Below are 26,990 nucleotides of genomic sequence, written 5' to 3'. Positions count from 1 at the left end.
TATTTGAAGGCGACCCTGGAAGCCATCGCCGCCGGTCACCCGGCCAGAAGGATCGACGAGCTGCTACCTTGGAACTTCACCCCGTCAAGCTGAACAGGCGTGGGGTGGCGACAGCGCTTACACTCATTTCATCAGAGGTGATGGCGCCATCCCCGTCCGCATCCAGATGCTGGAAACGGTCTACCATCGTCTCGCGCAGCATCGCGGCGTGCCAGACCGAAAATTCGTCAAGGGACAGGGTGCCATCACCGTCGGCGTCATAGTCTTTCAGGCCCGCCTGCATCTTTTTGCCAGGCATGCCATCCATCATGTCCGCCCCCATCATGGTCCGCATCATGTCGCGGTCCATCCGGGACATGCCGTGCCGTTCGGCGCCGCCGCCGTGCATCTGCATCATTTTTCGCATCATGTGTTTCATCATCATCTCGTGGTGATCGCCCTGCATCTGCGGCTTTTCATCCCCCATATGTGCCCCGCCGGTATTGCCTCCGTGATGGCGGCTGTCGGCCAGAGCGCCGCCGGCGGTGAGCAGGGAAACGGCGAGAATGCTTGCGGTTTTTGCAAGTGTCGGCATGAAATCCTCCTGTGGTTCGGCTCGATACCCATCACCTCGGGATGATTGCGCAGAATGGAAGGCCGTCGCATCATCAGAATTGTAACGGTCTGTCGCAAGCCGACTGTCTGATACAATCCGCTACAATTGCGATGGTGAAATTCAAACGGTCTTTCCGGTAGGACAAAAGCATGGGACCCCAGCCGCATATCCTTGTCGTCGACGATCACGCGCAGATCCGTGAAAGCGTGACGCGCTACCTTGAAAAGAACGGGATGCGGGCGACAGCGGCCAAGGACGCCGCCGATATGGACGTGCAGCTTGCGGCGGGGCATTTCGATTTGGTTGTGCTGGACGTGATGATGCCCGGTGAAGACGGCCTGTCGGCCTGTCGGAGGCTGGCCGATGACGGCACCGTACCAGTCATCATGCTGACCGCGCTTGGCGAAGAGAGCGACCGTATCTCCGGTCTTGAGATCGGTGCAGATGATTACCTTGCAAAGCCATTCAACCCGCGCGAGCTGCTGGCCCGGATCAAGTCGGTCCTGCGGCGGAGCAGGCGGCAGGACCCTCTGGCCGGGCGGCTGTCGGGGCACAGGGTGCGGTTCGAACATCTGGTGCTCGACACCGACCGGCAGATCCTCATTGATGACAACGCAGATGAAATCCCGCTGACCAGTTCGGAATTCCGGCTGCTGGTGGTCCTGCTGGAACGGGCGCGCATGGTGCTGAGCCGCGATCAACTGCTTGATCTCACGGCCGGGCGGACCGCCGGTCCCCTGGATCGCACCATCGACAACCAGATCAGCCGCCTGCGACGCAAGATCGAGCCCGATGTCCTGCGCCCCCGGATCATCAAGACGGTGCGCAACGGCGGGTACTGCCTGGCCACGGATGTGGAGGAGGAGGCGTGATATTACGCCGCCGGATGTCGCTGCGGGTGCAGTTGACCCTGCTGGTCGTTGCGGCACTGGTCGCAGCGCTGCTGCTCAGCCTGTTCCTGTTCGCGGATGAACGCAGCCTTGCGATCCGCGCCGCGCTTGGCTTTGAAGCCGCCGGGCGCGCGGCAAACGTGGCGCGGCTGATCGAGGAAGCGCCTCCCGATCTGCATGCTTCGATCCTGCGGGCCGCGAACTCGCCGCTGGTGCGTTTCGAACTGGCGGATATCGCGTCGGTCCAGCACATGGACCACTCTGACGGCGGCCTTGTCGAAGCCCGTATCCGCACGCTGCTGGACGACAGTTTCAGCCGGGATATCCGTGTCGAGCTGCACCAGATCGAACGGCAGCTGATGCCGCTGCCCAACCTGTCGCCGGAAATGACCGACATGCATATGGCGATGATGCGGGGTGAGCTGACGGCGGTCGAGATGAACCTCTCTATCGCGATCCGTGGTGGTCAATGGCTGAACGTGGGCACTCGTTTTGAACGGCCTCCGATCCAGTGGCCGCTCTATTCGATGCTGACCTTCGCCCTGTCGGCGGCGGTATTGCTGGTCGTGGTAATCTGGTTCGTGATGGCGCGCCTGACTGGCCCCCTCAGGCGGCTGGCCCGAGCGGCCGACAGTCTTGGACGCGGCGAAGATGTGGCCGAACTGCCCGTCGCAGGCCCAAGCGAGGTGCGCGATCTTACCCGTGCTTTCAACCGGATGCAGGACCGCCTGACTCGCTTTGTAGGGGACCGCACGCGGATGCTTGCCGCTTTGGGGCACGACCTGCGCTCACCGCTGACCGCCCTGCGGGTGCGCGCCGAGATGGTCGACGATGAAGAAACCCGCGACAGCCTTGTGGCCTCGGTACAGGAAATGCAGGGCATGGTCGATGCAACGCTGACCTTTGCCCGAGGGCTGACCGGATCCGAACGCCCTGAAACCATAAAACTGCATGATTTTCTTTCGGCCTTGCGCGCCGACATACCAGGCGGTTTCGATCTTGGCGCCGGGCCTGACACAAAGGCGCGCTTGCGGCCCAATGCCATCCGGCGGGCGCTGCGCAACCTGATCGAGAACGCCAATCGCTATGGCGGCGGCGCCTCGGTGGGCTGGCAGCGCGTGGGCGATACTGTTGTCCTGACGGTTGACGACAACGGTCCCGGCATTCCGGAGGACGAGGCTGAGAAAGTCTTTGATCCGTTCTACCGGCTTGAGGCGTCGCGATCGCTGGAAACCGGGGGGCATGGGCTGGGCCTGTCGATTGCGCGGACGATCATCCAGGCGCATGGCGGCGACATCACCCTCAGGAACCGTGAAACAGGCGGGCTACGCGCCATCGTGACGATCCCGCTTGCCGGAGAAACACCCGATGAAAGGAGAGAAAGATGACCCTGAAACTCTGGAGTATGACTGTTACTGCGGGCCTTTTCGCCTCAACAGCGATGGCAGATCCCGAAGGCCACTGGGACGGGCATATGATGTGGGGCGGCGGCTATGGCGTATTCGGCGGGCTGATGATGCTGGTCTTCTGGGGCGTTGTCATCGCCCTGATCGTGCTGGCTGTGCATTGGCTGAGGGACAGCCGCCCGGGCGGCGCCCGGTCCTCCGATGCGCTCGATATCCTGCGGGAACGGCTCGCCAAGGGCGAAATCGATGAGGATGAATTCCGCCGTCGCAAGGCCACGCTTGAGGAATGACCTGACCCATCAGGTCAAACGCTCGAACAGCACGGGCTGGGCGCAGATCTGGGAGGCAGGACCGCTGAGGCCGATCCTCACGCGTGTCATAGAACCCGGTTGCGGCCGGGGTCGCTAGAATGGTTTTTTGCCAGCATGGATGTGATCATGCTCCCGAAAAGCTGTGCTCGTCAGGCCGTCCCGCCGCCGGATCTGGTCAAGGATACAAACCGATACATTTCTTGCGGCCTTCCCAGCTTGCCGCATGGGGTGCCTTCGATATTCACTTATTCAAAACAGGCAGAGGGCAGGCACGCCCCAAGGGGTCGAAAGAGCGTCCGCCGGAACGCAGGTCGGGCCTCATCTGCACTAGGAAAAGCGAAAGAAAGACACGAAATGAACAAGTTGACTGTTGTGGTAGCCGTCATTCTGGCTGGGGGCATCGGGGTCGGTGGCTGGCAGTACCTGCAACCCGAGGCCGCACCGGTTGGTCATTCGATGGCGTCGCCTGACACGGGCGCGCTTGCCCCTGGCGCTCCGATTGCAACGGTCGCGCTGCCGACAGAACTCTCTGGCAATGCCCAGCTTGGAAAATCCATCTTCGAAGCCAAATGTGCCGACTGTCACGGGGAAAACGCAGCAGGGCAGAACGGGGTTGCGCCGCCGCTGGTGCATAAGGTCTATGAACCCAGCCACCATTCCGACATGGCCTTTATCCTGGCTGCGCAGAACGGGGTGCGCGCTCATCATTGGCCCTTTGGCAATATGCCTCCGGTCGAGGGGGTCACGCCGGGTGATGTTAAGATGGTCATTGCCTACGTGCGTGAACTGCAACGTGCGAACGGGATCGATTGATGCACCTGGGTTCATGAACTCCAAGGGCAGCAAAATTCAGCATCAACGGAGTATTGATACGATGAAGACAACACCCATTCTGGCAGCGATCGTCATCACCGGCACAGCAGTCGCAGCCTTTGCGCACGGCAATGCCAAGGGCATCGTCAGGGATCGGATGGAATCGATGGAAGCGATGGGGGATGCCGTGAAGGCGGTCACCCCGATGATGCGCGGCGAGAGGACCTATGATGCCGCTGCCATGCGCAACACAGCTCGGATTTTCCAGAAACACGCAGGCGAGGCCCTGACCGATCTTTTCCCTAAAGGGTCTGGCGGAGCCCCTTCCGAGGCCAAGGATGCGGTCTGGGCAGACTGGGATCGGTTCGCGGCGCTGGCACGGCAGTTGGAAATCTACGCCGAGGGCCTGGAGGGCGCTGCCGGGAATGGCGTCGCTGGTGGCGGAGGCATGGGCGCAGGGTCGATGATGGGGAATAGCTCCGGAATGGGATCGGGTTCGATGATGGGCAACGGATCCATGATGGGGTCAGGCACCAGTGTGATGGGCGGCGGCGCCGGGATGATGCGCGCAGAGGATATCGCCGCGATGCCTGTAGATGCGGCCTTTGCGATGACGACACAGGTCTGCTCGGCCTGTCATTCCCGGTTCCGGGCGGAAGACCACTGAGCATGCGCCGGGTCGCATTTTTGTCTGGCGGGACTGCGGCATGTGTTGCCGTTGCCCTGACCGCGGTGATCACGTGGCCCGTCGGCAGCGCTCCGAAGCCGATCACGACCGAGGGCGACGTTAACCGGGGTGCTTATCTGGCACGTGCCAGCGGCTGTATCGCCTGTCATTCTAATTTCGAAGCGGGCGGCGCCCCGCTGGCCGGAGGGGCGCCGCTGAAGACGGATTTCGGCACCTTCTATCCGCCGAATCTGACCACGGATCCCGAACATGGCATCGGCGGCTGGACTGCCGAGAGTTTTGCAAAAGCCATCCGTCAGGGCATCGGACCAGATGGGGAACCCTATTTCCCGGCCTTTCCTTACCCCTTCTATGCAGAGTTTTCCGATCAGGATATCGCCGATCTGTGGGCCGCGTTTCAGACCGTGGCACCGGTGCCTGAGGCCGCGCCGGATCATGCGGTCGGTTTTCCCTTCAATCAGCGCTGGGGACTGAAGATTTGGCGGGCCGCGTTTTTCCACGATCCGGGGACGGAACCGCTGCCGGGGCGCAGTGCGGCCTGGAACCGGGGCAGGGAACTGGTTCGCGGTGCGGCCCATTGCGGGGCCTGCCATACGCCGCGCAATCTGGCGGGGGGCCGCGATCCTGACGCAGCCTTTGTCGGCAATGACGCGCTTCCGGGCGGCAGCAAGGCGCCCTCGATCCGGGCCGCTGATCTAGCCAAGAACGGCTGGACAGTCTCGTCGCTGTCCTACGCGTTGCAGACGGGCCTGACGCCATCAGGCGATGCCTTTTTTGGCGGCAGCATGGCCGAGGTGGTCCGCGAAGGCACCCGGTTCCTGACTCCAAAGGACCGTGAAGCCATCGCCACCTATCTGCTCGACTCTGATGGGGGAGCAGCCGAATGAACGATGTGGACGCAACGCGCACCATTACCATTGCCGCCGACAATCCCGGTGACTGGTTGTTGCACTGCCACATGCTCACCCATGCGGCCTCGGGCATGAAGACATGGGCGCGGGTCACATGAGGGGGCAAGTCATCATCGCCGTGCTGGCAGCGGCAGTGGCTGGCGGCGTTTGGATGCTGCAAGGACAGGATCCGGCGGTGGCCTCCGGCGCCGAGGGGCTGGACATTGCCGAGGGCGAGGCCCTTTACGCCGAAGCCTGCGCTGCCTGTCACGGGGCTCAGCTGGAAGGCCAGCCGGACTGGCGCACACGCGGCCCCGACGGGCGTCTGCCCGCCCCCCCCGCATGATGAAACGGGGCACACCTGGCATCATTCGGACAGCCTGCTGTTCAACTATACCAAGCTAGGCGGCAAGGCCCTTATGGCCCAGCAGGGCATGGAGTTTGACAGTGGCATGCCGGGGTTTGGCGACAGCCTGACGGATCAGCAGATCCGCAACGTGCTGGGCTATATCCGGTCCACCTGGCCGGAGCATGTAAAGGAAGCTCAGAAAGCGCGAACCACTGCGGAAAATGGAGAGAACTGACATGACCCTTAAGGCACCGATCCTTGCACTGGCGATGGCCGCATTGCTGCCGATACCCGCACTCTCGCAGGAACTCGACGAGGCCCGCGTCCGGGAGCTGGTCCTGGAGACGATACGGGAGAACCCCGAGATCGTCATGGAGGCCGTTGCTCTGCTGGAAAAACAACAGGCGGATGCACAGGCAGAAACCCAGGCAGAGGTGCTGCGCAGCCAGCGCGACTTGATTGAACGCGATCCGAATGCGCCGGTCCTCGGCAATCCGGAGGGGGATGTAACTGTGGTGGAGTTCTTCGACTACAACTGTCCCTATTGCCGCCGGGTAAAACCCGAGGTCCGGGCGCTGATCGAGGAAGATCCCAATATCCGGCTTGTCTACCGAGAATGGCCGATCCTTGGCGACGGCTCGGTCTTTGCCGCCAAGGCTGCGCTCGCGGCGCGGGTGCAGGGCAAATATGAAGAATTCCACTGGGCGATGATGGCGATCAAGGGCCGTGCCCAGGAGGCCACGGTCCTGCGCGTCGCCGAAGAGGTTGGGCTGGATCTTGAGCAGCTGAAAAAAGACATGGAGGCGCCGGAAGTGGCTGAACACATCGCCACATCGATGCGTCTGACCCAGGCGCTTGGCTTCAACGGAACGCCGTCCTTCGTTGTCGGGGATGCGCTGGTGCCGGGATTTGTTGAAAAGGACCAGCTTTCGGAACTGGTGAGCACAGCCCGGGACCGCGCCGAATAACGGGGATCCCGCGCCGGAGGGGGCCGACGCGGGACTGGATCAGGCGGCAGCGGGCTGCGAGTCGTAGCCCGCGTCCTTGATCACGGCGGCAAGCTGATCAGCCGACAGTGCGCTGTCGATCTTCACCAGGCGTTCGCCGAGGTCGCAGGCAATCGTGGCGGCCGGATCGGCGGCCTTGACGGATTTTTCGATGGCGGCAGTGCAGTGGCCGCAGCTCATGTCCGGAACCTTGAATTCCATTTCGAACCCTCTCTGGTTTGGTTGCAGGGCGAGAGATGGGGCTTCCAGTTAGAGGAAGGTCAAGACGTGATCTGACCTGTGATAAAATTTTGACGCGCCCTTGACCTTCCAGTGACTAGAACCACCATGTAAGGCACAGCCACACAGAATCGAGGAGGCTGTCATGCCCGAACAAACCCCTGTTACATTGTCCGTCGAAGGCATGTCCTGTGCCTCTTGCGTTGGGCGCGTGGACCGCGGCCTGACGGCGGTTGAGGGCATCCATGACGTCTCGGTCAACCTTGCATCTGAAACCGCACGACTGGTTGCCGACAACCCGGAGCGCATCGCAGACGCCATCGCGGCGCTCGACAAGCTTGGTTACCCGGCGCGGGTGGCATCGGTAACGCTGAACGTGGAATCGATGTCCTGTGCCTCTTGCGTGGGGCGCGTCGACAAGGCGCTGGAGGCTGTGCCGGGCGTGCTTGACGTCAATGTAAACCTCGCATCTGAAACCGCGACCGTGCGCTATGCCGAAGGCGCGGTCACCCCCGCCGAACTGATGGCGGCCAGCAAGGACGCCGGCTATCCCGCGACCTTGGCAGAGGCGGCGGGCGGTGAGGATCGCACAGCCCGCAAGGCCGAAGAGGCCCGCAGCCTTGCCCGGCGCATGGCCTATGCCGCTGCCCTTGCGCTGCCGGTCTTTGTGGTTGAGATGGGCGGCCATGTGTTTCCGGCCTTTCACCACTGGATCAACGCCACTATCGGTCAGCAGACCAGCTGGCTGTTGCAATTCGCCTTGACGACGCTGGTGCTGATCGGGCCGGGTCGGATCTTCTATCTCAAAGGCTTCCCCGCGCTGCTGAAGGGCGCGCCGGACATGAACAGCCTTGTCGCGGTGGGTACCGGGGCGGCCTATCTTTACTCCGTTGTCGCAACCTTCCTGCCTGCGCTGCTGCCGGACGCGGTGCGTGCGGTCTATTTCGAGGCTGCAGCAGTCATCGTCGTGCTGATCCTGCTGGGGCGCTTTCTTGAGGCGCGCGCCAAGGGGCGCACCGGCGCCGCGATCCAGAAACTGCTGGGGCTGCAGGTGCGCACCGCCCGCGTGATGCGGGGCGGCGAGAGCAACGAGGTCTCTGTCGATGAGCTGGTGCAGGGCGACATCATCGTCGTCCGCCCGGGCGAGCGCATTGCCGTGGATGGCGAGGTGATCGAGGGCAGCAGCCACGTCGACGAAAGCATGCTGACGGGCGAGCCGGTTCCAGCGGAAAAGACCGCTGGTGATGCCGTCACCGGCGGTACCGTGAACGGCGCAGGCAGCCTGCAGTTCCGCGCCACGCGGGTTGGCGGTGACACCACCCTCAGCCAAATCATCCGCATGGTCGAAGAGGCGCAGGGCGCCAAGCTGCCGATCCAGGGGTTGGTTGACCGGATCACCCTGTGGTTCGTGCCCGCAGTGATGGCCGCCGCGACCCTAACCATCCTCGTCTGGCTGATCTTCGGCCCGTCGCCCGCGCTGACGCTGGCGTTGGTCGCAGGTGTATCGGTGCTGATCATCGCATGCCCCTGTGCCATGGGTCTGGCCACGCCGACCTCGATCATGGTGGGCACCGGCCGCGCCGCTGAGATGGGCGTGTTGTTCCGTAAGGGCGACGCGCTGCAACAGCTGGACACGGTCGAGGTCGTGGCGCTGGACAAGACCGGCACCGTGACCGAGGGCCGCCCGGAACTGACCGACCTTGTTCTCGCGACAGGTTTTGAACGGGCGGAGGTGCTGTCCAAAATCGCCGCGGTGGAGGAACGTTCGGAGCACCCGATCGCCGAAGCCATCGTCCGCGCCGCCCGCGCCGAGGGCGCACCACGCGCTGAGGCGGGCGATTTCACCTCGGTCACCGGCCACGGCGTGCGCGCCATGGTGGACGGGGCGCAGGTGCTGGTCGGCGCCGACCGGTTCATGACACGCGAAGGTATCGACACGGCGGCGCTGGCGGCGCAGGAGACCGAGCTTGCTAAACGCGGGCGTACCGCGCTCTACGCGGCAGTTGACGGGCGGCTTGCGGCGGTGATCGGCGTGGCAGACCCGGTGAAACCGGCCAGTCGCGCGGCCATCGCTGCGCTGCACGAAAAAGGGCTGAAAGTTGCCATGATCACCGGCGACAAGCGCGAGACAGCTGAGGCCATCGCCCGCGAAACCGGCATCGACCACGTGATCGCGGGGGTTCTGCCCGACGGCAAGGTCGCGGCGCTGGACGAATTGCGGCAGGGGCGCCAGATCGCCTTTGTCGGGGATGGCATCAATGACGCGCCTGCGCTGGCCCATGCCGATGTCGGCATCGCCATCGGTACCGGCACGGATGTGGCCATCGAAAGCGCTGATGTGGTGCTGATGTCGGGCGATCTGCGCGGTGTGGTCAACGCCTTCGAGGTCTCTCGCCGCACTATGCGCAACATCCGCCAAAACCTGTTCTGGGCCTTCGGCTACAACACCGCGCTGGTACCGGTTGCTGCGGGCGTACTGTATCCTGCCTTCGGTGTGCTGTTGTCGCCGATGCTGGCGGCAGGTGCGATGGCACTGTCGTCGGTCTTTGTCCTGACCAACGCGCTGCGCCTGCGCCGCGTAGCACCGGCCATGGATGAAAAAGCCGGGGCCAGCGGCTCCCGCGCAAGCAACGCGCATGTTCCGGCGGAATGACAGGGGGCTGGAATGAATATCGGTGACGTATCACGGCGATCAGGACTGCCCGCAAAAACGATCCGCTACTACGAGGATATTGGCTTGGTCTGCCCGCAGCGCAGCGAAAACGGGTATCGCAGATTTCGTGAACAGGATCTGCACAAGCTGGCCTTCCTCGGCCGCGCCCGCGCGCTTGGTTTTTCCATCGGCACTTGCCGGGCGCTGATGGCGCTATACGAGGACGAGGGCAGGGAAAGCGCGCAGGTCAAGCGCATTGCCGAAGAGCATCTGGCCCAGATCGACGAGAAGATCACGCAGCTCCAGTCTATGCGTGACACGCTGGATCAATTGGTGCACGCCTGCGCGGGAGATCACCGCCCGGATTGCCCCATCCTGAAGGATCTGGCACGAAACACGACTGAGGAAAACATTGGGGAGCCTGTGGTGCGTTGATGAGGCAAGCGTGAATTCGCGGGTGCTGTATGGGGTGGGCTTTCGGACGCGGAGAAAGTGGTGTTTTCGCGAGACCCCTAAGGCATTTTCAAAGCGCAACCAAAGGATGCGGCAGGGTAAAGGCTAGTGCGGCGGGTACATGCGGTATCTGAGTGATCTGCCGCGTCGAGATTGACAACCTGCTAGATCAAACCTTCGGCGTCTTGGGCTCACACTTGGGAACGCTGATCTACAATACTTCAATATTTCGGCGACCGAGCCTGGTGCGCGACGAAGACTGGCCCGCCATCGCGATCACGGAGAATCTCACTGTCGATGTGATAGGCCCGGTCCAGGCAGGGCGACCGCAGAACCTGTGAGGTTGGTCCAGCCACGGCCAGCCTGCCTGTTTCAAGAAATACCGTCTGATCCGCATAACGGGCTGCCAAGGTCAGGTCGTGCAAGGCCGCGAGCACGAGTCTGCTCTGCGCAAGCTTTTGCAACTGTTCGAGCACCTCGAGTTGGTGGTGCAGGTCCAGCGCACTGGTGGGTTCGTCGAGGATCAGCAGGCGGGGATTGCGGATCAGGCGTTGCGCCAGAAGAACGCGCTGTTGCTGGCCCCCTGACAGACTATCCATCCGATGATCGGCGAGGTGTGACAGGTTTAACATCTCCAGCATCTGGGCCACTTCGGCGCGCTCCCGCGCTGTGATGCGCCAACCGAGCCTTTCGCGCCGCCCAAGCAGCACACATTCCGCGACGCTCATGGCGGCCTTCACGGTAAAATCCTGTGGCATGAACCCGATGCGTTCAGGCGCAGGCCAGGTCTGGTCCAGCGCCTTGGTGCCGCCGTGGCGCTGAGCCCCGGCAAGAGCCTTCAGCAGGGTGGATTTGCCTGCACCGTTTGGGCCAATTACCGCAACGAGCCCGGTTGAGGGCAGCTCCAGCTTTTCAATCCGCAGCAAGCGGCGGCGCCCGGCATTAACGGTGAAATTCTCCAGAACCAAACTCATGTACGCCTCTTCAGCAGGATGATTGCAAGCAGCATCGGAATTCCCGCGATGGCGGTGATGATGCCCACCGGAATGACCGCACCGGGCGAGATGACCTTGCCCAGAACGGAGGCGGCGACCAGCACCACAGCGCCCATGATCGCTGCCATCGGCAGGCCGAAACGGTGATCTTCGCCCACCAGAGCGCGCCCGACATGCGGGGCGATCAGGCCGACAAAACCGATGGTGCCGGTAAAGCTGACGGCACCGGCAGTCAGAAGCGCGATTATCACCAGTACCCGCAGGCGCAACCTTTCGACGTTCAGGCCAAGGCTTGCAGCATTGCCTTCGCCAAGGCGCAGTGAGGTCAGGTTCCACACTTCACGGGCAATCAATGGCAGGGTCACGGCAAGGATCGCGGACAAAACCTGCACCGACGTCCAGGTCGCCTTGAGCAGGCTGCCGAACAGCCAGAAGACGATCTGTTGCAGCACTTCGGGGGCCGCCATGAATTGCAGCAGCGATTGCAGTGACTGGAACAGGAAAAGCACCGCTATGCCCGCCAGCACCAGCATCTCGGGCGAGGCGCCGCGCAGGTGCGCGACGAGGTAGACAAGTCCAGCTGCGACCAGCGTGGCGGCAAAGGCCGCGAGCGGTACGCCGATCCACATCGCCACCGGCAGTGCCGTACCGAACAGGATCACCAGTGCTGCGCCGAAACCGGCAGCGGCGGAAAAGCCCAGCGTATAGGGGCTGGCCAGAGGGTTATTGAGGATGGTCTGCATCATCAGTCCGGCGATCCCCAGTGCTGCCCCAACCAGTGCAGCCATCAGGGTCTGCGGCATGCGAAGATGCCACAGGATGGTCGCGAGGCGGCGGTTCTCTGCATCCGGGCCATCGCGCAGGCCCTTCAGGACGTCGGACAAAGGCAGACCGGCGGGACCGGTCACTAGGTCCACCACCATCAGGGCCGCCAGGATGGTGAGGGCGGCACAGACCGCCCCCATCCGGGTGATGCGGGTGCGGTCGAAACCGCTCCCTTCACTTACCGCGATACTCATTCCGCCTGCATCATGAAGGTGCCCTCGGGCGCGATCGGCAACCAGTCGGCGTAGAACTTCGCCAGTTCGGCCTGCGGGTCGACATCGGCAAAGGCTGCCGAGTGCAAAGCCTTTCCAAGGAAACGGAAATAGGCAAAATCCGACAGCGTGCGCGAGCCGCCGTGATAGATGCCGTAGACCTCGCCGTTTTCGACTGCGGGCAGGTCAGACCAGCCGGGACGACCGAGATAGGCACCGATGCGTTCGTTCGCCAGCGCCTTGTCCGCGCCAAAGCCCAACGGTACGGAGGCAGGGCGGTTCAGCCATTCAGAGCCGGAGAGAAGGATCACCTGGGGCGCTTCGGACAGCACGTATTCCGGCGACAGCGGCCCCCAGTTCTCGATCTGGCCATTGGCGATGTTCTGCCCCTTGAGCCGGTCGATAACTCCGCCCCACATGCCGCCTGCATAGGAGTTTCCGACCTCGTCCGGCCCTTTCTGCGCCAGCTCGACATAAACTTTTGGTGCCTCAGTTGACTGTTCTACCCGCGCAGCAGTGTCGGCTGTCATCTCGGCATAGAGCGTCGCGAGCGTCTCGGCGCGTTCTTCGGTGCCCATCGCCATCCCCAGCGCGCGGGTCGAGGCCAGGTGCGCCTCAAGCGTCTGGGCGTTGTAATCGAGTACGAGTACGGGAATATCCGCCGTATCGAACTGCGCCGCGCTTTCACCAAGCGCGTCGTACTGCCAGCCCGCAAGGATCACCAGATCCGGGTCTGCGGCGATGGCGGCCTCGATGGACATGGTGCTGTTTTCTGTGTCGCCCACATCGGGCAGCTCAGCCAGCTGTGGAAAGACTTGCGTGTAGGCGTTCCATTGTTTCGGGCGCCAGTCGGCCCAAGGCCCGCGCGACAGGCCGACCAGCTTGTCCACCGCGCCGTCGCCGACGACAGCGAGGTAATCCTCGTAGTAAAACCCCAGCAGCACGCGTTCCGCCGGAGCTTCGAGCGTGACGGTGCGGTCGCGCAGGTCGGTGATGGTGATCTCGGCCCATGCGGCGGTGGTCAGCAGCGTGGCGAGGCAGGTTGTCAGTGCAAGTTTCATGGTTTCTCCCTGTGTCATGAAAAGGTCAGGCGGCGACGCGTGCAGGCGCATCGCCGGTCAGCTCGTGAAGGGCTACGGCATCCAGAACGCGGACACGGGTCGGTAGCGGCATGGCAATCAGCCCCGCCTTTTCCAGCGCCCGCATCTGCCGCGAGACGGTTTCCAGCGTCAGGCCGGTCAACTGTCCCAGATCAGCGCGGCTCATCGGCAGGTGCATCTCGTCCGGTCGCCCGTGGCGCTGATGGAAGGAGACCAGCATTGAGGCCACGCGTTCGCTGGCAGTCTTGCGCCCCAGCAGCAGCTGCCAGTCCTGCGCCTGTGCCAGCTGGTCCTGTATCAGATGCAAGAGGTTCAGCTGCAGCCGGGGAATGGCGCTGGCCAGTTCCTCGAATGTGCGTTGGTCGCAGGTCATGACCTCGGTCTCACCAACGGCGGTCAGCGTGCATTTGGCACGGACGCAGCCCTGCGGCGCCAGCGCTTCGTTGGCAAAGGTCAAGGCCAGCAGATGCGTGCGACCCTGCGGCGTCGGTCTGTCCTCGCGTAGCATGCCGGACCGGACGATCCCCATGAAGGGCGCATCCACGCCCTTGCAGGCCAGTGTTTCGCCATCACGGTAGTCTTCGGTTGTGAATTTGCGCTGGATACTGCGCATCTCGGCAGACCTCATTCCCCGGAACAGGGCGAGTCTTGGGGCAATTCTGAAGGCCCTGTGGTCAGGCCACGGGTGTATCATCGCAGTCATGCTGGTTTCCTTGTCTTTGACTGTCGAGCAAGGGGCGCGGGGCCCCGGCTGAAGGATCAGACGGGAAGAGGCGGCGCGCGGCTGCGATGTTGATTTGGAAGATCTCGCGAAACTGGACGTTGCGCCGAACCTGTTGGCAGCGCCAAAGGTCGAAGCGGCATTTGGATCAAAAGACTGACGTTCGAAGAGGGCACGGTCCCGGCGACGCTGACTTGGACGCAATGAGGCCCGCCGTGATCGTCCTGGGCAGGCTGATCATCCTCAGCAGGGATGATCTCGCCCGCATCGGTCAGCCAGACCTCCTGCGTGCCGTCGGGCGTGCAAAGCACCAACCGCATGCCTTCGGGGCCTTGAGCGCGCATAAGCCCGTCCGGCACGGTGGACGAGCCGAGCAACGCCAAGAGCAGCAGCGCGCGTGTTATGAGACTGAGAAAGAACAAGGATCAGGGACCGAAATGGTCCATCCAGGAGCGCCCCAGCCTGTCGGCGGGATCGCCCATGAACGCCGTTTCTACCTTATTCCCGTAGAGCGCGCAGTGACGTCACAGGTGGCGGCAAGAGCCGCACTAAGAGCGATATTCATGGATGTCTCCAGAGTCTGCTCCGGCGCACGGGCCGGATTTTTCACCAATAGGTCGGGAAAATTCAGACGATCGGAGGCGCTCGAGCCGGGCGTGCTGCTTCGGCGGTGAGGGCGTTCAGAACAGGTGGCTGCGGCACCCAATCTGCCGGATCACAAGACAATTCGGCAAGGATGAGGGCAACAGCTGGCTCTGGCAGGGTGATAGCCGAATGCAGGCGGCAGGCGTCACAGGTTTGTGTGCTGTCGGCATCCTCGAAATCTCCACAGATCGACGAGATGTCCAGCCCATAGGTTTGGGCATAATCCAGTGCAGCCTGCTGTTCCGGTGTTGCAAAGCGATGCGCAAAACCCGACGTTGCCAAGGCAACCGTCAGCAGCACGGCCAGCGTGCGGAGCCACCAGATGGAGTGCATTACCTTCATATCAAAGGTCGATAGCAGAACCGGTGTAAATCGCAACCGCGCAACTTCAGCTGCGACAATGCGGACATCGGCACGAGGGGCAACCCGGATCCGTGCGCCGGGGTAACTTTGGCGCATACAGCGTCATTTGCAAACTCAGCCTTTCAGCCGGTTGAAGCCGGGCCTATTCGCCGCGTGGCGGCATCAAAAAGACGCCCTTCGCCGCACATGCGGCCTTGGAACATGTCAGATGGGCCGTTCAGCGGGGCAAAGTGGATGAAATTGCGTGCAGGGAGGTTATTGGCCCGCTGCATCTCTGTACCTATAGCGTCTTAGACTCCTGAAATTACCGATAGGAAACAATGCGAGGCACCTTCATTCTGCATGAAGCAGAACGAAGGTGCGCCAAAGCTATATCCAGGCGGGGGAAAACGGACTATTCCGCTGCTATTGCGCGCGTGTCGGCGGATTGATCCTTGAAGCGTGACCATTCCAAGTCGCCGCAATAGCGCCAAGCCAGCTTGCCTTCGTCATCCATTGCGATGAGGTGCAGCCAGCCATTGTCAAACAAGGCGCGGACGCCGGGATGGCGCCGCAGGATCTCGGACATGGCTTCGCGCGGAGCCTCAACGATTACCGACAGGCGTAGCGGATCGTGCTGAAAGCCGCAACCGTCATGCACTGACTGCCACGGCAGACCCGGACGCGGGGCGCCCGTGTTGCCTTCCAGAACGCCGATACCGCCCACTACGTTGTGGAGCAGCTTGTTGCCGCCACCGAACAAGCCCGGCGCCACGGTTGAACCGTAATACTGAAGGCTGATCCAACTGGCGACCACGACGGGCGCCGTCAGGATCAATTCAAGCACGCCAAAGCCATCATCCCGCCGCCAGTCGTAATTATGTAGGAAAGCCTGCCCGGACAGGTCTGCCCCATCGGTGCGGTGGCGCGGCGCGGCGACAAAGGCACGGCATCCGGCCAGGCCCCATTCGGGGCGGGTTTCGGCCCAGTCCCGAGCCCGCTGCGCGACATGCGCTGCGCCCGCGGCGCGCGGCAGGCGCTGGGAACGCTCTGCCCGGGCGAGCGCTCCGGCGGCGGCAAGCCAGGCCTTTAGCTGGCTAAGGTCAATGGGCGTTTCCGGCGGCAGATCCTGTTCAAACAGGGTCACTTTGTCGGTGGTCGTATGGTGCAGCGCGGGCAGGAATGCCGTATCCGAAGGGATATTGATCCCGTTGTCACGCAACCCAGTCCGGACGTCCTGATTATTCAACAGGCTCGCCAGCAGGCGGGCATTCACGTCCCCCGCGTGACCGCCACAAGCGCCACACTGCAGGGCGCTTTGATGAGGATTGTTGGTGATATCGGCGCCGTGGCCAACCAGCAATACGATCGGCGCAAATTCATCCGTGAGAGACATGGCGGTCAGCACCGATTTTGCCATTCCTACACGGGTTTCGAGATTGAGCGCGGGGTCCATCTCCGGCACAGGGTCTTCCTTGGTTTTACTGCCGAAACCGAGAGCATCCCGAACAAGCTTGCCCGCGTAGAGCGGCCCCGATGCCTCGACAAAGGCGAAGGAGGACACTGCGGCCAGCTTGAAGCGGCCCCAGGCGCGTTTGGCCCTGGCGCCGTAGCGGCGGCTCAGGTTTGCCGTTTCGGGTTCGGCTGCCTGTGAATTCAGCCCCGGCTGCAAGAGAACCGGACCGCGCAATTCGGTCACATCCGATCCGGCGGCCTTATGGGCGCTGGCCAGGCCAAAGAAACCGGCAAAGCCGATCGTCTCGATGCTTTCATCCTGCGCTTCCAATGCGCGGCGGAAGACTTCCGAACGCACATCGATACAGAAGGCCGCCTGCACGGCCGGGCGCGCCTCGCCCTTACGCGCTGTACCGCAGGACAGCCTGTCGGCCAGCACGCGCTGCTCGGCCCGTTCTGCGGCGTCCTGCAGCACTGCATCGACTACAAGATCCCGGGGCGGAGTAACTGGGCTCTGATGGGCCGCGACCACATCTGCCCAACGTGCTGCAATCTGGTCTTCGTAGAGGTCGAACAGAGCTTCGTCGAAGACCATCCGGATGGCCAGAAGTTCGGTCACGCTGCTGTTCGCTTTGCCTTCCAGGTCCGCCTGCCACAACAGATAGCGCCCGTATTGCGCCCATCCGCCCAGCGTCATCAGCCAGCGGTGGAACGCGGTGGGCGCAGCAGCAGTGGTGACGCCAAGCCCTTCCGAAGCGCGGCCAATAGCGCGCCAATGCGAACGGTTGGTGTCAGCAACAAAAGTGCAAAAGCCCGTAAGACCCTGAATCTCGGGCGTCAGATCACGCGAGGCGAAGTCGCGCCAAGCCCTGAAGGGGCCGCCGCTGCCTGCCTGTTTCCAGAGTGCCTGCCCCTGATCGAAGTGACTGGCGGCCCAAACGCCGATGCGGTCATCAATAAGCCCGGGCCAGTCGATGCCGGAGACATCCGCTGCCAGTTCTGCCACGGTAGGAAGGGCTTTGGGCGCGGGGCTCTCATCGTCGAGAGACGCTTTCAGCTCCTGCAGGCTTGGCACGTTGAACTGGCCTTTGATCGAAGCCAATGCCTCCTTCAGATCTGTGTCGCAAATTTCGCCCGCGTTGATTTTGCCTGCCCAATGCGTACGTGGTGGGATCGCCCGGGCGCCCCCGACCCGCGCGAGACGCGCGGCGGTGACTGCAAGCGGCTCATCGCTCTGACCCAGAAACGGGTTCACTGCGACATTGGCAGATAGAGGGAACAACGGCGGGATCGCCTTGGCAGCCGTGTTGGCCTCTGCGACGAGCTCCAGCAGGGCGGCGGGGTAGGTCTCGAGTTTGGCAAACATGAGGTCGGTTCCTTTCAGGCTGCAGACCGCTTGGACCATCCGTCCAGAAGCTTGTCGAAGATTGCATTGGCATAAAGGCCGTTGGTCAGGTGCACGCGCAGACCTGTTGCGGCCGGGTGCGATGCCCACAGGGGGAAGGTCGCCTGTGCCACAGCGACCACTCCGAAACTGATCAGAGCGAGCAGGATCAGCGCCCATTCCAGCGGGCCGGGGTTTGGGGTCGGAGGCAGGCTGCCAGCGGTCAGAGACTGGGCGATAACCTGAAGGGCGAAATAGCTCACCGACGTCACCAGCGCGTAGACCACGATGCGCTGCGTCAGCGCGCGCGGCGCCGCATCGGCAAAGCCCTGCGCCAGCAAGTAGGCGACACCGAAAATCAGGATGACGCCCAGGGCGATGGCCTGAACCGACTTGCCGTCAAACCCGATAACCGTGCCAACCAGACCATAGATCGCTATGGCAGTGACAAAGGCTTGCAGGACGTTGCGGGCGCTCGGAACCGCAATCGGGCCAGGGCGGGCGATGGCCGCGACATTTCGCACTGCCTCACCGGAGCTGAGGAAGGCATGCGCCTTGTAGAGCGAATGCGCCACGATATGCAGCAGAGCCAGCGGGAACAGCGCCAGGCCGCATTGCATGATCATGAAAGCCATCTGCGCGATGGTCGACCAGGCCAGCGAAGTCTTGACCGCCGGTTGGGTCAGCATCACCAGACCACCAAACAGTGCGGTGAACCCTCCTAGCATGACGAGAAGCGCCATAACACCCGGGGCCAGCAGCATCACGTCGGCAAAGCGGATCAACAGGAAGCCGCCCGCATTAATGACGCCCGCATGCAGCAGGGCAGAAACCGGCGTGGGCGCCTCCATCACCTCGGTCAGCCATCCGTGTATCGGGAATTGCGCCGAGGCTAATACGGCCGACAGGGCAAGCAGGAGAGCTGCTCCCATAGTCAGCCAATCGGCCTCAGCGCTGGCAAGAAGCGTTTCGATATCAGTGGTCCCGGTTGCCGCGATCAGCAAGATCACGGCACCGGCCAATGCGCCCTCGCTCAACCGTGCGACGATGGCTTTCTTGCGGGCGGCGCGCTGTGCTGTAGCGCGTTCGGGATAAAACAGCAGCAACCGGTTCAGGGACAGGCTGGTCAGCGTCCAGGCCGCGAACAACTGAAAGAGATTGCCGGACATGACCAGCAGCAGGACGGCAGCCAATGTCGCAGACATCCAGCCTGTGAAGGCGCCTTGCCGATCCTCACCGTCCATGTAGGTCCTGGAATAGCGCAGCACGATCCAGCCGATGAAGCTGACCAGAACCAGCATCACCGCGCTCACCGCATCGAGCCGCACCGACAGTCCAACACCGAATAACCCGATCAGGGCCGAGGTGCCGGAGCCTTTGACCACAAGGAGCGTTGCAGCCACGGCCGACATCGCGAATGCGGCGAATGCAGCGGCCTCGGTCAGGGCAGGCACCCGTCTGGGGCGTTTCCCGGGATGGCGCGCCGCATAGAACGCGGCCACCAGCAGGACGAGCGGGCTCAGAAGCGGAAAAAACAGATAAGCCATCATCGGACTCCTTTGAAATTCGCGGTCAGCGACCTTTCGCAATGGCTTAGGGGAGTCTGCTTGATAGTAAAAATTCATTGTTTTTCATTTTACGTTCTATAAAATCTAACGAATGCCGTTGAACTATCACCATCTCCGTTACTTTTGGGCCGTCGCGCACGACGGGAACCTGACGCGTACGGCGCAGCGGCTGAACCTCTCGCAATCCGCTTTGTCAGTTCAGATCAAGCAATTGGAAGAACGGCTTGGTCACGCTCTGTTCGACCGGCGCGGGCGACAATTGCACCTGACCGAAGCTGGGCGGATCGCGCTGGATCACGCGGATGCAATTTTCTCGACGGGACAGGAACTTGTCGCGACCCTTGAAGGCACGGTGCGGGATCGCAAGGCGCTGCGCGTCGGCGCGCTTGCAACCCTGTCGCGCAACTTTCAGATCGGTTTCCTGAGGCCGATCCTGTCACGTCTGGACGTCGAGGTCATTCTGCGTTCAGGCAGCCCGACCGAATTGCTGGAAGGATTGGGAACGCTCAATCTTGACCTGGTGCTGATGAACCGCCCGCCCCCGGACGACAGTCTGACACCTTACGAAACCCATCAGATCGGAGAGCAGGAGGTCAGCATCGTCGGCGCGCCCGCGCGGCTTGATCCGGAGCGCCCGATCCGCGATTTGCTCGCCGAGCAACCGTTCATTCTGCCAACCACCGACAGCAGCGTGCGCACCGCATTTGACGCGATGGCCAGCCGGTTGTCCGTACGTCCGCAGATCGCCGCCGAGGTCGACGATATGGCGATGATGCGTCTTCTGGCCCGGGAAAACATCGGGTTGGCGCTGGTCGCACCGATCGTCGTGAAAGACGAATTGACCTCGGGTCGGCTTGTCGAGGCCAAAGAACATCCCCGGATCAAGGAAACCTTTTTCGCCATCACCCAGCGACGGCGGTTTCCGAATGCTCTGGTTCAGGATCTTCTCGAAAGGAATGCCGGTTCCGCAGCCTTGTCCTGAAGTGCAAACATGCGTGCAATCTGCGGGCTTTCGAAATTCCTAGGGTTGTTTTTGTAATGCTTCCAGGAAGCTCGATTTCATTGGTTTTGTCGACAAGACGGCTGCTTTTTCTTAATGAGAGATCGTAGCATGTCCGCTGCAGGGGCAGATCGGACGTGCGGCGGCGCGGCTGCCCGATCGCAGATATAACCGTGCAGACTTTTTCGCCGGATGGCGTCAGCCCGCCCATCCACGACATGCATGCGAGGTTCAGCGAAGGTTCTGCTGCAGGCGCAATAGATCATGCTGGGTTTTCTGGAAGCGGACCTTCGGATCAGCGACACCGAGCAAGGACACGTGCGTTTGGCTTGAAGGTCAGCTTTGCGCAGGACGCATCAAGTGAAAAGTCGATGGATCTGGCGATGCGATGGACGCCCGTGAAAGTCAATTTGGATCAGTTAGATGAGGCAGACACAGTGCTCGACAACGTCGTTTTGAAAGACCTGCTGGGAAAGGAGGCTACCGACCCGCCATTGCCGCGAGAGGGAGGCCGAACCTGACGGTACCGGAAGAACGGCGGGAGGCAGTACTCATTGCAATGTAGGATCATGACATCCCGAAGCGCAGTGCTTTGACTTATCCCGCTGCATTGACCAAGTGCGGAAAGACAAAACGCCTGTGCGATCAACATGAATGAACGCGTTACACACTGTCGCAATGCGCGTCTTGACCAGAGCATTCCTAATGCAAAGATAACCTTACTTTACATTTAATTAATCGCATCGAGCGCAGCGCTAACGGAGAATATTAACGCGCGCGCTTGGGATTTAACTATTTGTTAATATTTGAGATGTTCAACCCTGAATTGCAAAATGTTAATTTCTGGAGATACTAATGACATCACCCAACACCGTAAACGCACCTTCTGCTGGCGGCACAGCGTTTGGAGACGAAGGTGACAACCTAGTCCAAGGGTCATTGTTTGACGATACCCTTAACGGCGCCGGAGGAAACGACACGCTGACGGGCGGAGCCGGGAATGACACCTTCCAGGCGGATCTTCTCTGGAACGGTATGGACTACGACGGGTTTGGCGCCGAAGTCATTACGGATTTCTCTGACGGCGATGTGCTGCAGCTGAACAGCTTTGGTCCGGGTGCTGCCGTGACGATCTCGCTTGAGCACGTGGGCAACGACACGATCCTGACCCTTGGGGCGGGCACCTCCTATGAGAGCACGGTGACGCTGCAGAACTATCACCTGCACAGCTCGTTTCTTCCGCAGGACGGGACGTTCGATGGCAGCTTCTCCATCGTCGGGGACAGCTATTCTTCGGTGAATGGGGCAATGACACGCTGCGTGGCGGCGAGGGGGCCGATACCTACTACATTGACGTGGTGCCTGCGGACGCGACCGGCGAAGGCACCAGCTCCGGCCATGACGTGATCGAGGGGTTCAATGACGGCGATGTGCTGCAGCTGAACAGCTTTGGTCCGGGTGCTGCCGTGACGATCTCGTTTGAGCACGTGGGCAACGACACGATCCTGACCCTTGGGGCGGGCACCTCCTATGAGAGCACGGTGACGCTGCAGAACTATCACCTGCACAGCTCGTTTCTTCCGCAGGACGGGACGTTCGATGGCAGCTTCTCCATCGTCGGGGACAGCTATAGTGTTGCAACCGATGACTATATTGTCGGCAGCGACGGTGGTGTCGATCAGCTCTATGGCAATGCTGGCAATGACACGCTGGTTGCGGGCGAATCTGGGGATCTCCTGTTCGGCGGATTGGGCGATGACAGCCTGATTGGCGGAAGCGGCTCGGATCTGCTCTTCGGTGAATGGGGCAATGACACGCTGCGTGGCGGCGAGGGGGCCGATACCTACTACATTGACGTGGTGCCTGCGGACGCGACCGGCGAAGGCACCAGCTCCGGCCATGACGTGATCGAGGGGTTCAATGACGGCGATGTGCTGCAGCTGAACAGCTTTGGTCCGGGTGCTGCCGTGACGATCTCGCTTGAGCACGTGGGCAACGACACGATCCTGACCCTTGGGGCGGGCACCTCCTATGAGAGCACGGTGACGCTGCAGAACTATCACCTGCACAGCTCGTTTCTGCCGCAGGACGGGACGTTCGACGGGAGCTTCTCCATCGTCGGGGACAGCTATAGTGTTGCAACCGATGACTATATTGTCGGCAGCGACGGTGGTGTTGATCAGCTCTATGGCAATGCTGGCAATGACACGCTGGTTGCGGGCGAATCTGGGGATCTCCTGTTCGGCGGATTGGGCGATGACAGCCTGATTGGCGGAAGCGGCTCGGATCTGCTCTTCGGTGAATGGGGCAATGACACGCTGCGTGGCGGCGAGGGGGCCGATACCTACTACATTGACGTGGTGCCTGCGGACGCGACCGGCGAAGGCACCAGCTCCGGCCATGACGTGATCGAGGGGTTCAATGACGGCGATGTGCTGCAGCTGAACAGCTTTGGTCCGGGTGCTGCCGTGACGATCTCGCTTGAGCACGTGGGCAACGACACGATCCTGACCCTTGGGGCGGGCACCTCCTATGAGAGCACGGTGACGCTGCAGAACTATCACCTGCACAGCTCGTTTCTTCCGCAGGACGGGACGTTCGATGGCAGCTTCTCCATCGTCGGGGACAGCTATAGTGTTGCAACCGATGACTATATTGTCGGCAGCGACGGTGGTGTTGATCGGCTCTATGGCAATGCTGGCAATGACACGCTGGTTGCGGGCGAATCTGGGGATCTCCTGTTCGGCGGATCGGGTGATGACAGCCTGATTGGCGGAAGCGGTGCGGATCAGCTCTTCGGCGACGATGGCAACGACGTGATCACCGGCGGATCCGGCGTCGATCATTTCCAGTTCGATCTCTACAGCAACGGGGTTGATACATTCGACTTCGGTTCGGATGTCGTCACCGATTTTGAGGTCGGCGATACGCTTGAAATCAAGGGATGGGGCCTTGGCGACCTGTCTGTCAGCGTCACGCAGAGCGGAGCAGATACACTGCTTACCGCAGAAGCGGGTACTAGCCACGAAAGCAGCGTCCTGCTGGAAGATGTGCTGGTGTCGCCCGGAGAGTGGGACCTGAGCGGGGATACCTTCACCCTCTGGGGATAAGCGAACAACATAACTTGCTTTTGGACGGGCGCCGTTTGGTGCCCGTCCTGTTCACGCTTTCGATAGTCCCTGTCATTGACGCGGCAAGCGTCCGAGCCGAAACACTAGGAAGATACCGCGTGACCGTCAGACCAAGATGGCGTGGTGCAATCGACACCATTCCTGGTGAGTTTCAGTCAGCCATGACATTTTGGACCGCACGGACCAGCCACAGGACGTCCTGATCACGTAGCCGTGCCACATTGATGCGCCCGCCTTGTACGACGTGGATGCCATGGTCGCGGGTTAGCGCGACTTCCTGGGATTTGGTCAGCGGCAACAAAGAGAACATCCCCTTCTGCCGACCGAGAAACGCGAGGGTTCCTGTGCCATAGGTATCTTGTTCCGCTTTGACGATCGTCTCACGCATCTGTGCCACACGATCCCGCATCGGGTCGAGTTCATCCTGCCAGAGCGCCTTGAGCTTGGGGTCTTGCAGGATGGTGCGAACAACAGAGCAGCCATGGTCCGGCGCGTGTGATGCCCCCGAGCGGACGATTGCGGTGACCGCCCGTTTAACGCGATTGCGATCTGGGGTGCGTGTTTTGACAAAAAGTGCCCCGGCGCGATCACGATAAAGGCCAAAGGACTTGGACAGGGTGATGCAGACAATGCACTCGGGAAACCGTTTCGCAATTTGTCGGGCGAGGTCGCAGTCTGCATCGAAACTGCGGGCGAACCCGAGGTAGGCGAGGTCGATCCACGGCACAATGCCGCGCTCTTCCAGGATGTCGAGCAGAGCTGCGATTTGCTCTGATGTCATATCCGCTCCGGTCGGGTTGTGACAGGCGCCTTGCATCAGGAAGACATCGCCGGGGCTGGCGGCCCTGAGCCCGTCGAGCATTTCGTCAAAAGTGAGCTCGCTGCGGATCGAATCGTAATAGTGCAGGGATCGGAAGTTCGCCTGCGCCGCGGAGAGAATCGGGACATAGTTGCCGTAGGTCGGAGATTGCAGCCAGACCGTGGGTTTTTTGGGCATTTGAGCCAGAAGATCTGCGATCACCCGCAGGGCAACCGCACCGCCGGAGGTTTGCGCCGCGATCCAGTCGCTGCTGTAGGCGTCGCCCATGATCTCGTGGCCGAGCACCGCGCAATACTCCACATCGCCCGTGAGCGCGAGGTAGGACTTGCTGGTCTGGCTTTCGACCAGCCGCTGTTCTGCCTGTTTGACGGCCTTCAAGACCGGGGTCTGTCCCTGCGCGTCCTGATAGATGCCAACCGTCAAGTTCAGCTTGTCCTGCCGCGGGTCCTGAGCGAAATACTCTGCCCCGATCATGATTGGATCTACAGGGTATTCTTCCACCTGCTCAAACATTATTCACCCTTTCCAGTTCGACGGTCCGACTATGGAATGCTGTGATCGCGCGGGGCATCATCGTGCCGCTTCGGTCGTCAGTCATTACCTTTTCAGCCACATGAGGCGTCATGTTGGGCTGCGTCACACCCCGGGCGATTATTCCGTTGGCATATCGCCTTTGACCGTCAGCGATAACGCAGGCCAAGGTGTCATTTCCGATGAATCCGATTTTCTCCATGGCTCAAAAGCGGGTAATGACAGTTGCACCCACGGAGCGGAATTTATCCATCTCCATCAAGGCCTGAGGGGCATCGGCAAGGCTGATCTGCTCTCCGACCAGTCGTGCCGGGTCCAGCTTGCCGCTGGCGACGAGGTCAAGCATCGCGCCGTAGCGATGTGCCTGCATCCCGTGTGAACCAAGCAATTCGATTTCCTGCCCGACGATCTTTGGCATTGGAACGGTCGGTGCCGCGTGCTCACCCAGCATCAGACCCACCTGCACATGCTTGCCCCGCGGCCGCAGGCAGAGGATTGAATTGGTCATAGTTGACGGGTGACCAAGTGCGTCGAGAGAGACGTGGGCACCTCCGCGGGTGATCTCCCGAACGGCCTCCGGCACGTCGGCCTCCCTACCGTTTAGCACCGTCACGGCGCCAAGCTCCTTCGCCAGCGTCAACTTAGCTGGATCAAGGTCCACGCCGATCACGTTGGCCCCACAAGCCGAGGCGATCATCACGGCGGACAGGCCTACGCCGCCGCAACCATGCACAGCCACCCATTGTCCTGCGCTGACCTTCCCTTGATCTACCACCGCCCGAAATGAGGTTGCAAAGCGGCAACCAAGGCTCGCGGCAGTGGCAAAACTCATGGTCTCGGGCAGGGCGACAAGGTTCAGATCGGCCTGATGAATGCCTACGTATTCCGCAAAGGATCCCCAGTGGGTAAAACCCGGCTGTTCCTGCTGCAGGCAGACCTGCTGGTTGCCGGAATGGCATTCGGAACAGCTGCCGCACCCACAGATGAATGGTACAGTGACCTTGTCGCCAACCTTCCATTTTGTGACGTCATTCCCAACGGCCTCGACGACGCCAGCCAACTCGTGGCCAGGCACATGCGGCAAGTCGATGTCGCTGTCGTGTCCCATCCAGCCATGCCAGTCGCTGCGGCAGACGCCGGTGGCCGCAACCCTGAGGACAACGCCATGCGGCTCTGGCGTCGGGTCGTCCACGGTAACCAGCTTTGGCGCGCTTTGGAATTTTTCGAAAAGGACGGCTTTCATGGCAGGATCTTTCGCTGAAGAGTATTTTGGACGAGATCATAGTCTGGATGAGGGAAATACCTTTGCCAATCCTCCCCGTATTGCGCAAATCTGGAGTGGAATTCCCTATGGAATCGTCATTATTGAAAGATATCTACCCATGCCTGACATCGACGCCGTCAATGCCGAGATCTTGACCCTGTTGCAGGAGGATGGCCGCATGACCAATGCCAAGTTGTCCGAGCATCTGGGGATGAGCGAGACCCCCTGTTGGAGGCGGCTCAAACGTCTTGAAGAAAGCGGCATCATCGAAGGTTATCAAGCCAATCTGAGCCGTCGAAAGCTCGGCCTCGGCGTTATGGCCTTCGTCCAGCTGCGCTGTTCCGAGCATGATCAAGCCGCGACGGCAGAATTTCAGCGCATCGTTGAAACGACACCGAACATCCTGGCTTGCCACAACACGACCGGCGCGGATGATTTCCTGCTGATCGTGGTTGCCCGTGATCTCGATGATTACAGTGGTTTCGTCGACAGCACTCTGAGGCGGCTACCCGGTGTCACCAGCATTCGGTCCAACCTCTCATTGAAAGAAATGAAGGCGTCGAGCAAGCTGCCCGTCAGTGCAGCATCAATGAAATAGACTGCCGCGCAAGCTGGTTTTCCGTCGTGTTTGAACCGGAGCCTGTAACCGGCCACCGGACTGAACCTGTGCCCGCGACAGACCTTTGCGAAGATCTGGGCGTTCATGCGCGGTCTCGTACTGGA

At 61.4% G+C, this 26,990-nt stretch carries 25 protein-coding genes and 3 pseudogenes; 16 read left to right on the top strand and 12 right to left on the bottom strand.

Translation table 11 applies throughout. The annotated features are described in order from the left end of the window. Positions 1–93 (top strand): transposase domain-containing protein (locus tag SM763_RS04955; protein ID WP_490363258.1); only part of this gene is annotated, 93 nt, incomplete at its 5' end. Here SM763_RS04955 and SM763_RS04950 read toward each other — a convergent pair. Continuing rightward, positions 77–574 carry an EF-hand domain-containing protein gene (locus tag SM763_RS04950; protein WP_368997833.1) on the bottom strand — a complete coding sequence of 166 codons (498 nt, stop codon included), beginning with the start codon at positions 572–574 and terminating at the stop codon, positions 77–79. The two genes, SM763_RS04955 and SM763_RS04950, sit on opposite strands and share 17 nt — an antisense overlap. Positions 575–744: 170 nt before the next feature. On the opposite strand from SM763_RS04950, the gene SM763_RS04945 reads away from it, so the two are divergent. The 9 genes and pseudogenes from SM763_RS04945 to SM763_RS04905 all read left to right on the top strand — a co-directional run bounded on the left by SM763_RS04945 (position 745) and on the right by SM763_RS04905 (position 6,910). Then, positions 745–1,467 carry a response regulator gene (locus SM763_RS04945; RefSeq protein WP_368997832.1) on the top strand — a complete coding sequence of 241 codons (723 nt, stop codon included), beginning with the start codon at positions 745–747 and terminating at the stop codon, positions 1,465–1,467. A 14-nt stretch (positions 1,468–1,481) separates the two neighbouring features. Then, positions 1,482–2,873 carry an ATP-binding protein gene (locus tag SM763_RS04940; protein ID WP_368997841.1) on the top strand — a complete coding sequence of 464 codons (1,392 nt, stop codon included), beginning with the start codon at positions 1,482–1,484 and terminating at the stop codon, positions 2,871–2,873. Next, entirely contained in the window at positions 2,870–3,181 is a 312-nt protein-coding gene (locus tag SM763_RS04935; RefSeq protein WP_368997831.1) for an SHOCT domain-containing protein, read from the top strand. The genes SM763_RS04940 and SM763_RS04935 overlap by 4 nt, the downstream gene beginning before the upstream one ends. A gap of 375 nt (positions 3,182–3,556) precedes the next feature. Continuing rightward, entirely contained in the window at positions 3,557–4,015 is a 459-nt protein-coding gene (locus SM763_RS04930; RefSeq protein WP_368997830.1) for a c-type cytochrome, read from the top strand. A 61-nt stretch (positions 4,016–4,076) separates the two neighbouring features. Next, positions 4,077–4,682 (top strand): c-type cytochrome, encoded by a 606-nt coding sequence (locus SM763_RS04925; protein WP_368997829.1) that lies wholly within the window; start codon positions 4,077–4,079, stop codon positions 4,680–4,682. Between the two features lie 2 nt (positions 4,683–4,684). Continuing rightward, on the top strand, positions 4,685–5,590 hold the full coding sequence (locus SM763_RS04920) for a c-type cytochrome (RefSeq protein ID WP_368997828.1): 906 nt from the start codon (positions 4,685–4,687) through the stop codon (positions 5,588–5,590). A gap of 23 nt (positions 5,591–5,613) precedes the next feature. After that, positions 5,614–5,712 (top strand): annotated as a pseudogene (locus tag SM763_RS04915) (multicopper oxidase domain-containing protein); the annotation flags it as partial. Between the two features lie 53 nt (positions 5,713–5,765). Beyond that, positions 5,766–6,177 (top strand): annotated as a pseudogene (locus SM763_RS04910) (c-type cytochrome). Position 6,178: 1 nt separating this feature from the next. Then, complete coding sequence (locus SM763_RS04905) at positions 6,179–6,910, top strand: DsbA family protein (RefSeq protein WP_368997827.1); 732 nt, start codon at positions 6,179–6,181, stop codon at positions 6,908–6,910. 39 nt (positions 6,911–6,949) lie between these two features. On the opposite strand, the gene SM763_RS04900 is transcribed toward SM763_RS04905, so the two are convergent. Next, positions 6,950–7,150 carry a heavy-metal-associated domain-containing protein gene (locus tag SM763_RS04900; protein ID WP_065271053.1) on the bottom strand — a complete coding sequence of 67 codons (201 nt, stop codon included), beginning with the start codon at positions 7,148–7,150 and terminating at the stop codon, positions 6,950–6,952. 163 nt (positions 7,151–7,313) lie between these two features. On the opposite strand from SM763_RS04900, the gene SM763_RS04895 reads away from it, so the two are divergent. After that, positions 7,314–9,821: a heavy metal translocating P-type ATPase gene (locus tag SM763_RS04895; protein ID WP_368997826.1), complete on the top strand. Its 2,508-nt coding sequence runs from the start codon at positions 7,314–7,316 to the stop codon at positions 9,819–9,821. Between the two features lie 12 nt (positions 9,822–9,833). Beyond that, positions 9,834–10,256, top strand: a complete 423-nt coding sequence (gene cueR / locus SM763_RS04890; protein WP_368997825.1) for a Cu(I)-responsive transcriptional regulator — start codon at positions 9,834–9,836, stop codon at positions 10,254–10,256. 239 nt (positions 10,257–10,495) lie between these two features. Here cueR and SM763_RS04885 read toward each other — a convergent pair whose 3' ends face one another. From SM763_RS04885 to SM763_RS04850, 8 genes are all read right to left on the bottom strand, one after another. Beyond that, positions 10,496–11,248, bottom strand: a complete 753-nt coding sequence (locus SM763_RS04885) for an ABC transporter ATP-binding protein (RefSeq protein WP_368997824.1) — start codon at positions 11,246–11,248, stop codon at positions 10,496–10,498. Then, positions 11,245–12,288 (bottom strand): FecCD family ABC transporter permease, encoded by a 1,044-nt coding sequence (locus SM763_RS04880; protein WP_368997823.1) that lies wholly within the window; start codon positions 12,286–12,288, stop codon positions 11,245–11,247. The genes SM763_RS04885 and SM763_RS04880 overlap by 4 nt, the downstream gene beginning before the upstream one ends. Then, positions 12,285–13,367, bottom strand: a complete 1,083-nt coding sequence (locus SM763_RS04875) for an ABC transporter substrate-binding protein (protein WP_368997822.1) — start codon at positions 13,365–13,367, stop codon at positions 12,285–12,287. The genes SM763_RS04880 and SM763_RS04875 overlap by 4 nt, the downstream gene beginning before the upstream one ends. A 25-nt stretch (positions 13,368–13,392) precedes the next feature. Continuing rightward, the gene (locus SM763_RS04870; RefSeq protein ID WP_368997821.1) at positions 13,393–14,019 is read right to left on the bottom strand and encodes a Crp/Fnr family transcriptional regulator; all 627 of its coding nucleotides are present in this window, start codon (positions 14,017–14,019) and stop codon (positions 13,393–13,395) included. A 146-nt stretch (positions 14,020–14,165) separates the two neighbouring features. Then, complete coding sequence (locus tag SM763_RS04865) at positions 14,166–14,549, bottom strand: DUF2946 family protein (protein WP_368997820.1); 384 nt, start codon at positions 14,547–14,549, stop codon at positions 14,166–14,168. A 205-nt stretch (positions 14,550–14,754) separates the two neighbouring features. Beyond that, positions 14,755–15,231, bottom strand: coding sequence for a polyketide synthase (locus SM763_RS04860; protein ID WP_368997819.1), 477 nt, complete (start codon positions 15,229–15,231; stop codon positions 14,755–14,757). A 298-nt stretch (positions 15,232–15,529) separates the two neighbouring features. Further along, complete coding sequence (locus tag SM763_RS04855) at positions 15,530–17,935, bottom strand: YbcC family protein (RefSeq protein ID WP_368997818.1); 2,406 nt, start codon at positions 17,933–17,935, stop codon at positions 15,530–15,532. A 14-nt stretch (positions 17,936–17,949) separates the two neighbouring features. Next, entirely contained in the window at positions 17,950–19,500 is a 1,551-nt protein-coding gene (locus SM763_RS04850) for a proton-conducting transporter transmembrane domain-containing protein (RefSeq protein ID WP_368997817.1), read from the bottom strand. A 112-nt stretch (positions 19,501–19,612) separates the two neighbouring features. On the opposite strand from SM763_RS04850, the gene SM763_RS04845 reads away from it, so the two are divergent. The 3 genes and pseudogenes from SM763_RS04845 (at position 19,613) to SM763_RS04835 (ending at position 23,631) form a co-directional block, all read left to right on the top strand. Further along, on the top strand, positions 19,613–20,503 hold the full coding sequence (locus SM763_RS04845; protein WP_368997816.1) for a LysR family transcriptional regulator: 891 nt from the start codon (positions 19,613–19,615) through the stop codon (positions 20,501–20,503). Between the two features lie 873 nt (positions 20,504–21,376). After that, a pseudogene (locus SM763_RS04840) lies at positions 21,377–21,517 on the top strand (hypothetical protein); the annotation flags it as partial. Positions 21,518–21,879: 362 nt separating this feature from the next. Then, entirely contained in the window at positions 21,880–23,631 is a 1,752-nt protein-coding gene (locus tag SM763_RS04835) for a calcium-binding protein (RefSeq protein WP_368997815.1), read from the top strand. Positions 23,632–23,803: 172 nt separating this feature from the next. On the opposite strand, the gene SM763_RS04830 is transcribed toward SM763_RS04835, so the two are convergent. Together SM763_RS04830 and SM763_RS04825 are read right to left on the bottom strand one after the other, a co-directional pair. Continuing rightward, entirely contained in the window at positions 23,804–24,985 is a 1,182-nt protein-coding gene (locus tag SM763_RS04830; protein WP_368997814.1) for an aromatic amino acid transaminase, read from the bottom strand. A gap of 223 nt (positions 24,986–25,208) precedes the next feature. Then, on the bottom strand, positions 25,209–26,246 hold the full coding sequence (locus tag SM763_RS04825; RefSeq protein WP_368997813.1) for a zinc-dependent alcohol dehydrogenase family protein: 1,038 nt from the start codon (positions 26,244–26,246) through the stop codon (positions 25,209–25,211). Between SM763_RS04825 and SM763_RS04820 the strand changes: the two genes are divergently transcribed. Next, positions 26,245–26,865, top strand: coding sequence for an Lrp/AsnC family transcriptional regulator (locus tag SM763_RS04820; protein WP_274832339.1), 621 nt, complete (start codon positions 26,245–26,247; stop codon positions 26,863–26,865). The two genes, SM763_RS04825 and SM763_RS04820, sit on opposite strands and share 2 nt — an antisense overlap. The last annotated feature ends 125 nt before the right edge of the window (positions 26,866–26,990 follow it).

Source organism: Pseudophaeobacter sp. C1-32P7, from assembly GCF_041008775.1.
Classification (GTDB): Bacteria; Pseudomonadota; Alphaproteobacteria; order Rhodobacterales; family Rhodobacteraceae; genus Phycobacter; species Phycobacter gallaeciensis_A.
This window is presented reverse-complemented; position numbering and strand designations above follow the sequence as displayed.